Annotated in this window: 13 protein-coding genes; 5 read left to right on the top strand and 8 right to left on the bottom strand. The window is 66.8% G+C overall.

What is annotated here, in order from left to right; all coding sequences use genetic code 11:
• From ACF8ML_RS06285 to ACF8ML_RS06270, 4 genes are all read right to left on the bottom strand, one after another.
• Positions 1 to 858: an ABC transporter permease gene (locus ACF8ML_RS06285; RefSeq protein WP_279213639.1), complete on the bottom strand. Its 858-nt coding sequence runs from the start codon at positions 856 to 858 to the stop codon at positions 1 to 3.
• Entirely contained in the window at positions 855 to 1,880 is a 1,026-nt protein-coding gene (locus tag ACF8ML_RS06280; protein WP_392406128.1) for an ABC transporter substrate-binding protein, read from the bottom strand. Before ACF8ML_RS06280 ends, ACF8ML_RS06285 begins: the two co-directional genes overlap by 4 nt.
• A gap of 79 nt (positions 1,881 to 1,959) precedes the next feature.
• On the bottom strand, positions 1,960 to 2,949 hold the full coding sequence (locus ACF8ML_RS06275) for a LacI family DNA-binding transcriptional regulator (RefSeq protein WP_392406130.1): 990 nt from the start codon (positions 2,947 to 2,949) through the stop codon (positions 1,960 to 1,962).
• A 126-nt stretch (positions 2,950 to 3,075) separates the two neighbouring features.
• On the bottom strand, positions 3,076 to 3,789 hold the full coding sequence (locus ACF8ML_RS06270; RefSeq protein WP_392419675.1) for a nucleotidyltransferase domain-containing protein: 714 nt from the start codon (positions 3,787 to 3,789) through the stop codon (positions 3,076 to 3,078).
• Positions 3,790 to 4,024: 235 nt separating this feature from the next.
• Between ACF8ML_RS06270 and ACF8ML_RS06265 the strand changes: the two genes are divergently transcribed.
• Both ACF8ML_RS06265 and infA read left to right on the top strand, forming a co-directional pair.
• Entirely contained in the window at positions 4,025 to 5,413 is a 1,389-nt protein-coding gene (locus tag ACF8ML_RS06265; RefSeq protein WP_017407212.1) for a GntP family permease, read from the top strand.
• 489 nt (positions 5,414 to 5,902) lie between these two features.
• Positions 5,903 to 6,169, top strand: coding sequence for a translation initiation factor IF-1 (gene infA / locus ACF8ML_RS06260; RefSeq protein ID WP_016448120.1), 267 nt, complete (start codon positions 5,903 to 5,905; stop codon positions 6,167 to 6,169).
• A 141-nt stretch (positions 6,170 to 6,310) separates the two neighbouring features.
• Here infA and ACF8ML_RS06255 read toward each other — a convergent pair whose 3' ends face one another.
• The 4 genes from ACF8ML_RS06255 to ACF8ML_RS06240 form a co-directional block, all read right to left on the bottom strand.
• Positions 6,311 to 6,610: a pentapeptide MXKDX repeat protein gene (locus tag ACF8ML_RS06255; protein WP_016448119.1), complete on the bottom strand. Its 300-nt coding sequence runs from the start codon at positions 6,608 to 6,610 to the stop codon at positions 6,311 to 6,313.
• A 104-nt stretch (positions 6,611 to 6,714) separates the two neighbouring features.
• The gene (locus ACF8ML_RS06250; RefSeq protein ID WP_034367224.1) at positions 6,715 to 7,506 is read right to left on the bottom strand and encodes a molybdopterin-dependent oxidoreductase; all 792 of its coding nucleotides are present in this window, start codon (positions 7,504 to 7,506) and stop codon (positions 6,715 to 6,717) included.
• On the bottom strand, positions 7,503 to 8,156 hold the full coding sequence (locus ACF8ML_RS06245; protein WP_392406136.1) for a cytochrome b/b6 domain-containing protein: 654 nt from the start codon (positions 8,154 to 8,156) through the stop codon (positions 7,503 to 7,505). The genes ACF8ML_RS06250 and ACF8ML_RS06245 overlap by 4 nt, the downstream gene beginning before the upstream one ends.
• Before the next feature lie 69 nt (positions 8,157 to 8,225).
• Positions 8,226 to 9,149, bottom strand: a complete 924-nt coding sequence (locus ACF8ML_RS06240) for a LysR family transcriptional regulator (protein ID WP_392406137.1) — start codon at positions 9,147 to 9,149, stop codon at positions 8,226 to 8,228.
• 114 nt (positions 9,150 to 9,263) lie between these two features.
• Between ACF8ML_RS06240 and ACF8ML_RS06235 the strand changes: the two genes are divergently transcribed.
• From ACF8ML_RS06235 to ACF8ML_RS06225, 3 genes are all read left to right on the top strand, one after another.
• Complete coding sequence (locus tag ACF8ML_RS06235) at positions 9,264 to 10,217, top strand: hydroxymethylglutaryl-CoA lyase (protein WP_392406139.1); 954 nt, start codon at positions 9,264 to 9,266, stop codon at positions 10,215 to 10,217.
• A gap of 29 nt (positions 10,218 to 10,246) precedes the next feature.
• The gene (locus ACF8ML_RS06230) at positions 10,247 to 11,392 is read left to right on the top strand and encodes a CaiB/BaiF CoA-transferase family protein (RefSeq protein WP_338405889.1); all 1,146 of its coding nucleotides are present in this window, start codon (positions 10,247 to 10,249) and stop codon (positions 11,390 to 11,392) included.
• Between the two features lie 77 nt (positions 11,393 to 11,469).
• Positions 11,470 to 12,453: a tripartite tricarboxylate transporter substrate binding protein gene (locus ACF8ML_RS06225; protein WP_160854926.1), complete on the top strand. Its 984-nt coding sequence runs from the start codon at positions 11,470 to 11,472 to the stop codon at positions 12,451 to 12,453.
• Positions 12,454 to 12,483 lie beyond the last annotated feature (30 nt).

The raw sequence follows: 12,483 nt of genomic DNA, 5'->3' as shown, positions 1-12,483 counted from the left end.
TCAGACTCCTGTGGCGGCCGGACCCGCCCAGCGCCGCGACAGCCACAGCACCAGCCAGGTGATCAGCCCCAGGCTGATCGACAGGCTGGCGGCCAGGGCGAAGTTGGCGTAGTTGGTGAACTCGTTGTAGATGGTGATGGGCAGCACCTCGAACTTGCTCGACAGCGTGAAGGCCGTGCCGAAGGCGCCGACCGACGTGGCGAACACGATGGCGCCGCAGGCCAGCGTGGTGGGCAGCAGCTGCGGCCACCACACATCGCGCGCCACGCGCCAGCCGTTGCCGCCCAGCGAGCGCGCGGCCTCCTCCAGGTGCGGGTCCAGCGCCTCGGCCGCTGCCGTGTAGGAGGCAATGGCGCGCGGCAGCGAAAAGTACAGGTAGCCCAGGAACAGGCCCAGCAGCCCGTAGGCGAAGGTGATCCGCTCACCGCCCAGGGCCACCGACAGGTCGGCCAGCGCGCCCTGGCGCCCGCCCAGCAGGATGATGAAAAAGCCGATGATCACGCCCGGAAACGACAGCGGCAGCGTCAGCAGCGACAGCAGCAGGCCGCGCCCCGTGAAGCGGTGGCGCGCCAGCGCAATGCCCATCACCGCGCCGATCAGCAGCGTGGCCAGGGTCACGGCCAGCGACAGGGCCAGCGTCTGCAGCAGGCTTTGCAGGTACAGCGCGTCGGTCAGCGTGGCGAAGTAGGTGCGCCAGCCTTCACGCGCCGGCAGCGCCAGCAGCAGGCCGGCCGGCAGCAGCCAGAACGCCGCGAAGAAGGCCACGGCCGGCGCGCTGCAGGCCAGCAGCAGCGCGCGGGCGCGCCAGTCGCCTGGCGCTTGGGAGGAAATGCCCACGATGCAGTCCGCCCGGCTCAACGCACTTCACGCAGGTAGCGCGTGGAAAAGCCCTTTTGCACATCGGCCATCTTCTGGTAGTCCACCGAGGTGGCGCGTGCGTACTCGCTGGCGGGCAGGAAATGGCCGGCCACCTCCTTGGGCAGGGCCACGTCGCGCACCGGGCGCAGGTAGGCGTTGGCCCAGATGGACTGGCCCTTGTCGGACAGCACATAGTCCAGCACCTTCTTGCCGTTGTCCGTGTGCGGCGCCTTGTTCACCAGGCTCATCACATAGGGCATGACCACGGTGCCTTCCTTGGGGATCACGAAGTCCACGTCGGCCTTGTCCTTGTAGCGGGCGCGGTAGGCGTTGAAGTCGTAGTCCAGCAGGATGCCGATCTCGCCCGACAGCAGGCGTGCATACGAGGTCTGCTTGGGCACGATGGGCTCGTTCTTCTGCAGCTTCTTGAAGTAGTCGATGGCGGGCTGGAAGTTGTCCAGCGTGCCGCCCATGGCCTGGTTCACGGCCACGGCGCCCACATAGCCCACGAAGGCCGATGCCGGGTCCAGGTAGCCGACCAGGCCCTTGTATTCGGGCTTGAGCAGGTCTGCCCAGGACTGCGGCACGGGCTTGCCGCCCAGCGCCGCCTTGTTGACCATGAAGCCCAGCGTGCCCGAGTGGATGGTCACCCACTCGCCCTTGGGGTCCTTGAGGCCGGCGGGAACCTGGTCCCAGTTGGCGGGCTTGTAGGCGGCGACCACGCCGTCTTTCTGCGCCTGGATGGCGAAGGTCACGCCCAGGTAGGTCACGTCGGCCACGGGGCTGGCCTTCTCGGCCACCAGCTGGGCCAGCGACTGGCCGGAGTTCTTGTTGTCGGGCGGCACGGTGATGCCGGTATCGGCCTTGATGGCCTTGATCTGCGTGCCCCAGTCGGCCCATTCGGGCGGGCAGTTGTAGCAGATGGCGCTCTGGGCAAGGGCCGTGCCGCAGACGGCGGTGGTGGCGGCCAGCAGGGCAAGGCGCTTGAAGGAGAGCTTGAAGGGGATGGCAGTCAGTTTCATGGTGCGTACTCGAAGAGGTGGGGGAGCGTGGGGAAGGGAAGGGCGCGGCCTTGGCTTGCGCGGGCCGCTGTTGTTGGTTTCAGAGCCGGCAGGACTCGCCGCTGCGCCAGCCATGCGGCAGGCACAGGCTGTCCTGCGCGGCCAGGGTTTTCTTGCCCGCCAGCGCATCGCACAGCAGGCGCACGCAGGCCGAGCCGATCTCGTGGTTGGGCTGGGAAATCGAGGCCAGCGAAGGCGTGAGATCGCCGGCCATGGCAATCCCGTCAAAGCCGACCACGCTCAGGTCCGCAGGCACGGAGAACCCGGCCAGCGATGCCGCGCGGATGGTGCGTATCGCCAGCAGATCGTTGCTGCAGACAATGGCCGTGGGCGGGGCCTGCTCGCTCAGGTGCTGCTGCAGCATCTGCACGGCCGTGGCGGCAAAGGGCACCTCCCAGGCGGGCAGCGGCGCCAGGCCTGCGGCCTGCATGCCCAGCGCATAGCCACGGCAGCGCTGCTGGGCGCGGTCGGACGCCTGCAACTGGCCCGTGACCATGCCGATGCGGCTGTGGCCTGCCGCAGCCAGGCGCAGCACCAGCTCCCTGACGGCGCCCGTGTTGTCCACGCCCACGCAGGCATGCTCATGGGTGTGGTGATAGGCCAGCACATAGGGCTTGCCGGCCTGGCGCACACGCGCCAGCGCCGCCGAATCGCCAGGGTTGGAGACCACCAGCACCAGCGCATCCACCCCGCTGGCCAGCAGCCGCGTGGTGGCCGCGTCTTCACCGGCGTGGTCGTATTCGGTGGTGCAAGGCGAAATCGCATAGCCGCGCAGCGCCGCCTGTGAGGCAATGCCCTGCAGGCACTCGGCAAACACCGGATTGGTGAGCGTGGGCAGCACCACGCCCAGCACCTTGCTGCTGCGCGTGCGCAGCGTGCGGGCGCTGGCATTGGCCACATAGCCCACTTCCTGCGCCACACGCAGCACCGTGCTGCGCGTTTGCGCATTGACCACCTCCGGCGAATTGAAAACCCGCGAAACAGTGGCGACGGACAGGCCCGCGCGGCGTGCAACCTCGGTGATGCTCATGGATGTAAACGATTTCTTGAAAACGTTTACATTGCACCCGCTGCGCGTGACGGTGCGGTGACGGAGATTTGAAGCTTTTGTGGCAGCCAGGCGTTTGGCGGCTTGGGCCCTGGCGTTGCCCGGTACCTAGACTGCCGTAGATGCAGCCCGCTGGCTCCGAATCCAGCTGATGAAGGCCGAAAGCTCTGCGTTGAAACGAGCTCTGGGTGCCTCGGGCGTCCTTGCCTGCGCCAGAAAGAAAGCCATGGACTGCGCCATTTCCGGATGGAGCTGCGCAAAGCAATCGGCGAACTCCTCCAGCGTGCGCGGCCAGAAGCCCCCTGAGCAGGGGCGCAGCACATTGGTGGCCCGGATCAGCTTGCGTGCGGCTTCGCGTTGCAGGCGCAGGGCCTCCATGTCGTCCCGGGTTCCGGCAATGCGCTGCAGGTAGTCGTTCAGCACCTGCACGTAGTCACCATTGACGGCCTGTGCAATCGCCCTGGACGGCTCGAACGCCTCAAACTGCTGCGCCAGGTCTTCTCCATGGATGCAGCGGCACTCATGCTTGAGCCAGTAGCCCCAGCTGTAGAGATGGGCCGGGTCCAGCACCTCTTGCCGAGTGCCCAGGTCGAAATCGATCTTCACGACTTCTGTGTGACGTAGTTGCAGGTCCTGGCGTAGTTGCTCCAGCCGGGCGCTTTCCTGTCCACTAAGGGAGCGCACCAGCACCACCGTCAGGTCCAGGTCCGAGAAGCCCGCCCTTGCGCAGCCGCGCGCCACGCTGCCATACAGGTAGAGGCTGTCCAGCGCCTCGCCGAGGGCGCTGGCGATCGATGCGCGCGCATCTGCCACCAAATCCACAAATTCCGGCTGGATGGCGGCTCTGACAAAGACTTCGAGAGTGCCAGCGGAGCCGAGGTTGTTCATTGGTCTTGCAGTAGTGGAACGGGAGGCACGGCTCTGAGACAGTCTCCTGCGAACAAGCCTGGAGCCTACAGGTCCCCTTCAGGGTCAGGCATAGGATTTGCAGCGATTGGAAACCGCATGCATCCCAGCGTGCGGGCGTCCATCATAAAAACACAACTCCAAGCCTCCTATGTCTTCATTCGATACCCAACTGCTGCTCATCGCGCTGGCCAGCGTGCTGGTCCTGGTCGCGCTGATCGTCTCGCGCATCCGTCTTCATCCCCTGCTGGCGCTGCTGGTGGTTTCCATCGGCGTGGGCTTTGCCACCGGCATGGCGCCGGGCGAGATCGTCAAGAACCTCACCAACGGGGCCGGCAAGACGCTGGGCGCGGTGGGCGTGGTGATTGCCCTGGGCGCGATGCTGGGCAAGATCCTGGCGGACTCCGGCACCACCGAGCGGCTGGCCGGTGCCATCCTGCAGCGCACGTCCGAGCGCATGATTCCCTGGGCCATGACCCTGGTGGCCTTCGTGATCGGCATTCCCATGTTCTTCGAGGTGGGGCTGGTGGTCATGCTGCCGCTGATCTTCAGCGTGGCGCGCAAGCTGGAAAGCAATGAGCGCTTCAAGGGATCGGCCTATGTCTATGTGGGCGTGCCCGTGATCGCCGCGCTGGCCGCCATGCACGGCATGGTGCCGCCGCACCCGGGCCCGCTCACCGCCATTGCCACGCTGCACACCACGGTCGGCCCGACCATGCTGTACGGCTTTCTGGCCGTGATTCCCGCCATGGTGCTGGGTGGCCCGCTGTACGGCGCCTTCATCACGCCGCGCATGAGCACGCGCCCCGATGCAGCCCTGCTGGAGCAGTTCACATCAGGCAAGAAGGAAGGCGGGGAGGGCAGTGCGCCCAGCATCGGCATGGGTGTGCTGTGCGCCTTGCTGCCCGCGCTGCTGATGCTGGTGCATGCGCTGGCCGAGGTGCTGCTGCCCAAGGATTCGGGCCTGCTGCATGCGGCGGCCTTCCTGGGCAATCCGCTGGTGGCCATGCTGCTGGGCGTGGTGTTTGCCTCCATCACCCTGGGCTATCTGCGCGGCGCCGATGCCGAGAAGCTGCGAGACGCGCTGGGCCAGAGCCTCAAGCCCATCGCCGGCATCATGCTTATCATTGCGGGCGGAGGTGCTTTCCAGCAGATCCTGACCAGCGCCAAGGTGGGCGATGCCATCGTCCACATGACCCAGCAGTTCGCCCTGCCTCCGCTGGTGCTGGGGTGGATGATCGCCATGCTGCTGTCGGTGTCCACCGGCTCGGCCACCGTGGGCATCGTGGGCGCGGCGGGCCTGCTGGCGCCGCTGGCGGCCTCCGATCCTTCGCTGAACGTGCCGCTGCTGGCGCTGGCCATCGGCTGCGGTTCGCTGTTCTTCAACTATGCCAACCACGCGGGCTTTTGGATGGTGAAGGAGTCCTTCGGCATGAGCATGGGCGAGGCCACCAAGACCATTACCGTGGTGCAGTCCATCGTGTCCTTTGTGGGCCTGCTGATGGTGCTGCTGTTCAACCTGCTGCCCAAGCTGGGATAGGTGAAAGGCATGAGGCGGGCCGACGGCGGCCGCTTCGATGCCGCGGCAACCACCAAGAGAGGGCACTTCTTCCGGTTCGACTGCGAATTGCCCCAGTCGCGACAGGGAAAATGCCGCCCCGTACAGGTGCGGTACCCGGCGCCGCTTCAACGCGGGTCCGGCAATTGACCTATACTGCTGGAGGTGCTGTCCTTGTTGTTCGCCTCCTCAGTGCCCGTCTGACATTCTTGCAGTCCCCGGACTGCCGTTGGCCGCCCACTGTGACGAAGTCCGCAACTGTCACTCCCATCGGCGAGCACCACGCGGGTCCAACACCCTTCCCCGGGCCCGCACTCTCCCTGCCACCTGCAGGGGCCTCTTTCCCTTTTTTCCGATGATCCGCTGCCTGTGTGCAGCGGTCATCCTGCGCTGGCCCAAGGCCGCAGCATGGTGCTGCACCGGCAACTTGCGGCGACGCACCCCTTTCAACATGTACTCACAGGAGTCCCATTGGCTAAAGAAGAACTGATCGAAATGCAAGGCCGGGTAGACGAAGTGCTGCCTGATTCCCGCTTCCGCGTAACGCTGGAAAACGGCCACCAGCTCATCGCCTATACCGGCGGAAAAATGCGCAAGCACCGCATCCGCGTGCTGGCCGGCGACAAGGTCACGCTCGAGATGTCGCCCTATGACCTGAACAAGGGCCGTCTCACGTTCCGTCATATTGAGCAACGCTCCGGCGGCGCCCCGGGCCAGCGCCCACCCCAGCGCCGCTGAGGTCTGCCAGCCCGCTCTTGCCTCGGAGCGGGCATGGGGGGGGCACAGAAAGGACCCGGCTTTGCGCCTGGTCCCATGGCAGGCAGCCCCGCCAGCCCGGCCGCCCGGGCGGCATCGGCCGGGACAGGCGAGTTCCCCGGCTTACTTGGACATTCCGTCCTTGCCCATGGAGTCCTTCTTCATTGCGTCCTTGGACATGCCATCCTTGTGCATGCCGTCCTTGTGCATGGAGTCCTTCTTCATTCCATCCTTGGACATGGAATCCTTCTTCATCCCGTCCTTGGACATGGAGTCCTTCTTCATCCCATCCTTGGACATGGAATCCTTGGTCATTGCGCCCTTGGACATGCCGTCCTTGGACATCTCATCCGCAGCGAATGCCGAGGTGGCGCCGGCCAGGGCGAGGCAGGCGGCGAGCACGGTGGTGGTGAACTTGGTCATTTGAGTCTTCCTTTGGATTAGCGGTTTGCAGGTTGCACAATCGGCCGGCCTTGCATGGCCCGGCCTCGCACCTTCGTTGGCGGCACAGCGGCTTGTGAGGCCGCTCAGCTGCCTCCGAACCAGTTGTAGCCCTGGTCTTCCCAGTAGCCGCCGGAGTAGGTGTTGGTGACGAACATGGCCTGGACGTGCTTCGGGTTCTTGTAGCCCAGCTTGGTGGGCATGCGAAGCTTCATCGGGAAGCCATATTTGGGCGGCAGGGGCTGCCCGTCGTAAGTCAATGCCATCAGCGTCTGCGGATGCAGGGCCGTGGCCATGTCGATGCTGGTGAAGTAGTCGTCCACGCACTTGAAGCCGACGTACTTGGCGCTGGTGTCGGCGCCTATATGGCGCAGGAAATCGGCAAAGCGCACGCCGCCCCAGCGGCCTATGGCGCTCCAGCCCTCCACGCAGATATGGCGCGTGATCTGTTCTTCCTGCGGCATGGCGCGCAGCTCGGCCAGGCTCCAGGCATGGCGGTCGGCGACCATGCCGGTCACTTCCAGGCGCCAGCTGGCCTCGTCCACCTCGCGCACCTCGTCCTCGCCGTAGTAGGCATTGAAGGGGAAGGGGCGCGTGATCTCGGCTGCTGAATAGGTGGGCGCCAGCCGCGTGGGGCTGAAGAGCAGGCCCTGCACGCGGTCGTTGAAGCGCGATACCTGATTGAGCGCGGCCTCGACGTGGCTGTCATCGCTGATGCTGCAGCCCGTGAGCAGGGACAGGCCGCCCAGCGTGAGCGATCGCTGCAAAAAGGCGCGGCGTGCGGGCTGGTCCAGCTTGCGGGCGATCAGCGAGCGTGCCTCGTGCACCACGGCCGCGCCATCGACGCCGGGCAGGGAAGGGGCTTTGAAGATTTTCATGGTGACTTGGGCGCACGGCCGTGGATCATGGTCAGGAAGGTCCGGGGCACCAGGGCGACCATTGCCAGGTGCACCACCACAAAGGCGACCAGCGCAGCCATGCCGAAGAAGTGCACGCGCCGTGCGGACTCATAGCCGCCCAGCAGCTCGCGCAGCAGCGGAAACTGCACCGACTTCCACAGCACCAGGCCCGACAGCACGATCACCACCAGGTCCAGCACCACGAACAGGTAGGCCAGCTTTTGCACATGGTTGTAGCGGGCCGGGTCGGCGTGCGACAGCCGGCCCTTGAGGGCGGCCAACAGGTCCTGGCGCACGCCCTGCACCGTGATGGGAAAGAACTTGCGCAGCCACCGGCCGCTGGCGATGTTGAGCAGCAGGTACAGAAATCCGTTGAACACCAGCAGCCACATGGCCGCGAAGTGCCATTGCAGCGCCCCGCCCAGCCAGCCGCCCAGCGTGATGGAGCCCGGAAAGCTGAAATCAAAGAACGGCGCCGCGTTGTAGATGCGCCAGCCGCTGGTCACCAGGATGACCACGGCCAGCGCATTGAGCCAATGCGTCAGGCGCAGCCACAGCGGGTGGATGCGCTGGCCATCCTTGGGCTGTGCCGGTTGGGGGGTGATGAGGGCGGTGTTCATGGGTCCCATTGTTGGAGGGACCCTGTAGCGGATGTATCACGCAAACTTCAATTAATCGTGATAACTCCCAAGGCCTGTTCAGCCCGCCTGGGCGCACCCGGCCAGATAGTCCACCAGCGTGCGCGCCGCAGGCGATAGCCGGCTGCCGTCCCTGAAGCAGATGGCGAACTGCCGCCGCGCCCAGGCATCGGTGAGCGGCACCATGTGCACACCCTGCGCGCCCTGCACACCCTGACTGGGGCCCGCCATGCCCAGGATCTCCCTGGGCATGATGGCCACGCCCAGGCCGGCGCGCACGCAGCGGATCGTGGCGTCGAAGGAGCTGACCACGGCGCGGTAATTGATGGGCCGGCCGATGATGGCCGCCGCCCGCGCCAGCATGGTGTAGACGGCCGTGGAGGCGGGCAGGCCCACATGCTCGCAATCCAGCGTTTCGCTGAAGCTGCAGCTGTCGCGCAAGGCCAGCGGGTGGCCGGCCGGCACGGCCACGGCCAGGGTGTCGCAGCGGTAGGGCAGGGTCTGCAGGCCCTCCAGATCGGCCGCGTTCCAGCACACGCCCACCAGGGCCAGGCCTTCGCGGATGGATCGGATGATTTCGCTGCTGGTCAGCTCCTCAATGTCCACGCGGATCTGCGCGTGCTCGGGCTTTTGCAGAAAGGCCGCAATGTCGTCGGGCAGCGACTCGGCAATCGACGAGACCGAGGCCAGTATCCGCACCTGTCCCTTCACGCCATGCTGGTAGGCCGCCATGTCGCGCGCCGCGCGGTCGGCGCTGGCCAGCATGGCGCGTGCATGCTCCAGCAGCATCAGCCCGGCTGCGGTGGGCACCACGCCCCGGCGGTGGCGCTCCAGCAGTGGGGCCTGCACCTGCTCTTCCAGCAGCGCCATGCGCTTGCTGATGGCCGATGAGCCGATGTGCTGCTGCTCGCCCGCGCGGGCGATGTTGCCCAGGTCGCAGGCCGCGACAAAGAGCCGCAGGGTGGTCAGGTCCAGGTCTTTCATGGCGGTTATGGATTTCCATTTGGGAAACTCTGAGGCGAAAAATTATCGCTTCTGCACGCTGGTGGGAATGTCTAAAGTGCCATTCAAGACAAACCACCCCACGCGAACCTTCCCATGCCAGAACCCATCCGTGCCCAGCAGTCCGCCGTCATCCGCGAGGTCGGCCTGCGCGATGGCCTGCAAAGCATCCAGACCGTGCTGTCCACCGAGCGCAAGAAGGAATGGATACGCGATGCCTACGCTGCCGGCCAGCGCGAGATCGAAGTCGGCTCCTTCGTCCCCGCGCGCCTGCTGCCCCAACTGGCCGACACGGCCGAGCTGGTGGCCTATGCCCGAACGCTGCCGGGCCTGTTCGTCTCCGTGCTGGTGCCCAATCTGCGCGGTGCCGAAAGCGCCCTTGCCAGCGGGGCCGACCTGATGCTGGTGCCGCTGTCGGCCAGCCATGCCCACAGCCTTGCCAACCTGCGCAAGACGCCCGATGAGGTCGTGGCCGAGGTGGCCCGCATGCGTGCCGCACGCGATTCCGCAGGTTCGAAGATGCTGATCGAAGGCGGCATTGGCACGGCCTTCGGTTGCACGCTGCAGGGCCGGGTGGAGCCGGCCGAGGTGCTGCGCTGCATGCAGGCCTTGCTGGACGCGGGGGCCGACCGCGTCAGCCTGGCCGACACCGTGGGCCATGGCGGGCCAGGCCAGGTGCAATCGCTGTTCGAGCAGGCGCGGCGCATTGCGGGCGAACGCTTTTGGTGCGGCCACTTCCACGACACGCGTGGCCTGGCGCTGGCCAATGTGCATGCCGCACTGCAAACCGGCGTCACGCGCTTCGACGCCACGCTGGCCGGCATCGGCGGCTGCCCCCATGCGCCCGGCGCCAGCGGCAATGCCTCCACCGAAGACCTGGCCTTCATGCTGGACACCATGGACATCGGCACGGGCCTGGACATCGAGGCCCTGCTGCGCCTGCGCGCCAAGGTGGCCGCCTGGCTGGACGGCGAAAGCCTGCACGGCGCGCTGTGGCGCGCGGGCCTGCCGCGCAGCGTCACCGCCGACGCAGCCCCCGCCGCTGCATGAACCCCTTACCTTCCCACGAGCACACCTGTATGGCCACCGAACCCCTGCTGCCGCTGTCCGGCATCCGCGTCATCGAATTCACCCACATGGTCATGGGCCCCACCTGCGGCATGATCCTGGCCGACCTGGGCGCCGAAGTCATCAAGGTCGAGCCACCGGGCGGCGACAAAACGCGCACGCTGCCCGGCCTGGGCATCGGCTTTTTCCGCAGCTTCAACCGCAACAAGAAAAGCGTGGTGCTGGATATCACCACCGAAGCGGGCCGCGCCACCGCTGCCGAGCTGGCCGCTGGCAGCGATGTGGTGCTGGAGAACTTCCGCCCCGGCCTCATGCAGTCCCTGGGCCTGGACTACGCCACGCTGTCGCAGCGCGCGCCCGGCCTCATCTACGTCAGCCACAAGGGCTTTCTGCCCGGCCCCTACGAGAAGCGCCTGGCGCTGGACGAGGTGGTGCAGATGATGGGCGGCCTGTCGTACATGACCGGCCCCGTGGGCCGGCCGCTGCGCGCGGGCACCAGCGTCAACGACATCATGGGCGGCATGTTCGGCGCCATCGGCGTGCTCGCCGCCCTGCGCGAGCGTGAGCGCACCGGGCGCGGCCAGGAGGTGCAAAGCGCGCTTTTCGAGAACTGCGTCTTCCTGTCCTCCCAGCACATGCAGCAGTACCTGATGACGGGCGAGGCACCGCCGCCCATGCCCTCGCGCGTGTCGGCCTGGAGTGTCTACGACGTGTTCACCCTGGCCGGTGGCGAGCAGCTGTTCATCGGCGCCGTCAGCGACAAGCAGTTCGCCACCCTGTGCCGCGTGCTGGACCGCGCCGACCTGCTGCAGCGCCCCGAATACGCCGACAACGCCGCCCGTGTGGCCGTGCGCCCTCAACTGCTGGCCGAGCTGGGCTCCATCCTGGCCAGCCATGAATCGGCCCGGCTTGCGCCGCAGCTGGAGGCCGCAGGCATTCCCTACGCGCCCATCACGCGGCCCGAGCAACTGGTGGACGACCCGCACCTGCGCCAAAGCGGCGGCCTGGCTTCCATGCAGACCGAAGACGGCGGCCAGACCGACGTGGTGCTGCTGCCCCTGCTCATGAACGGCCACCGTCCCGGCGTGCGCATGCCGCTGGCCGGGATTGGCGAGCACACCGAAGAAATCCTCGAAGCCCTTGCATCACAGACCTGACAGCCATCCCCGGGCGCCGAAGGCCGCAGAAAAACCACCCCGGCGCGCATGAGACAACACAAAAAGGAGACAACCCCATGCACTCGTCCCATCCCTTCCGCCGCCGCACCCTGCTGGCCCTGGCCGGCGCATCGCTGGGGGCCGCTGCCCTGGGCGTGCGCGCCCAAAATGGCACGCCGCTGCGCGTCATCCTGCCCGTGGGGGCAGGCTCGGGCGCCGACACCATCGTGCGCTCGGCCCAGACTGCGCTGGTGCGCTCGCTGGGCGGCCAGCCCGTGGTCATGGAGAACCTGCCGGGCGCGGGCGGCATCACGGGAACGCAGGCCCTGGTCAAGGCGCCGGCCGATGGCAACACCATCGCCTTCATCTCCAACAACCACGCCGTCAACCCCAGCGTCTTCAAGAAGCTGCCCTACGACAGCCTGGCCGACATCACGCCGCTGTCCATCGTCGGCGGCTCGCCCTTCGTGCTGGTCGTCCACCCCAAGGTGGCGGCGCGCAATGCGCGCGAACTGCAGGCGCTCATGAAGGCGCGGCCCGGCGACCTCAACTACGCCTCGTCCGGCAACGGCACCATCTTCCACCTCGCGGCCGAAGTCTTTCTGGACGCCGCCGGCGCCACGGCGCGCCATATTCCCTACAAGGGCGTGGGCCAGATGGTGGTGGACCTGCTCAGCGGGCAGGTGGACTTCGGCGTCATCGCCGTGGGCACGGCGCAGGCGCACCTCAAATCCGGCGCGCTGCGTGCCATCGGCATCATGGGCCGCGAGCGCGTGGCATCGCTGCCCGATGTGCCCACCGTAGCCGAGCAGGGCTTTCCCGGCGTGGACATCGCCGGCTGGGTGGCCGCCATCGGCCCCAAGGGCATGCCGCCCGCCCAGGTGCGGCGCCTGCACGACGGCATCGCCTCTGCCTTTGCCGACCCCGAGGTCAAGGCCGGCTTTGCACGGCGCGACGAATACACCGTGCTCAACAGCCCCGAGGCAGCAGCCCAGTTCCTGCGCTCCGAGCAGGAGCGCTTTGCGCGCCTGGTCAAGAAGGCCAATGTCACGCTGGAATAAAAACTCGGCCCTCTGACTGCTAAGGACAAT

Origin of the sequence: Delftia sp. WSY_10, from assembly GCF_043104705.1 — a bacterium.
GTDB classification, from domain to species: Bacteria; Pseudomonadota; Gammaproteobacteria; order Burkholderiales; family Burkholderiaceae_C; genus Comamonas; species Comamonas tsuruhatensis.
This window is presented reverse-complemented; position numbering and strand designations above follow the sequence as displayed.

What these genes read in the sequence shown, in the direction of transcription:
- ACF8ML_RS06280 (WP_392406128.1), bottom strand. Translation starts at nt 1,880, where the DNA reads ATGAAACTGACTGCCATCCCCTTCAAGCTCTCCTTCAAGCGCCTTGCC.
- ACF8ML_RS06275 (WP_392406130.1), bottom strand. Translation starts at nt 2,949, where the DNA reads ATGAGCATCACCGAGGTTGCACGCCGCGCGGGCCTGTCCGTCGCCACT.
- ACF8ML_RS06265 (WP_017407212.1), top strand. Translation starts at nt 4,025, where the DNA reads ATGTCTTCATTCGATACCCAACTGCTGCTCATCGCGCTGGCCAGCGTG.
- ACF8ML_RS06255 (WP_016448119.1), bottom strand. Translation starts at nt 6,610, where the DNA reads ATGACCAAGTTCACCACCACCGTGCTCGCCGCCTGCCTCGCCCTGGCC.
- ACF8ML_RS06250 (WP_034367224.1), bottom strand. Translation starts at nt 7,506, where the DNA reads ATGAAAATCTTCAAAGCCCCTTCCCTGCCCGGCGTCGATGGCGCGGCC.
- ACF8ML_RS06245 (WP_392406136.1), bottom strand. Translation starts at nt 8,156, where the DNA reads ATGGGACCCATGAACACCGCCCTCATCACCCCCCAACCGGCACAGCCC.
- ACF8ML_RS06240 (WP_392406137.1), bottom strand. Translation starts at nt 9,149, where the DNA reads ATGAAAGACCTGGACCTGACCACCCTGCGGCTCTTTGTCGCGGCCTGC.
- ACF8ML_RS06235 (WP_392406139.1), top strand. Translation starts at nt 9,264, where the DNA reads ATGCCAGAACCCATCCGTGCCCAGCAGTCCGCCGTCATCCGCGAGGTC.
- ACF8ML_RS06230 (WP_338405889.1), top strand. Translation starts at nt 10,247, where the DNA reads ATGGCCACCGAACCCCTGCTGCCGCTGTCCGGCATCCGCGTCATCGAA.
- ACF8ML_RS06225 (WP_160854926.1), top strand. Translation starts at nt 11,470, where the DNA reads ATGCACTCGTCCCATCCCTTCCGCCGCCGCACCCTGCTGGCCCTGGCC.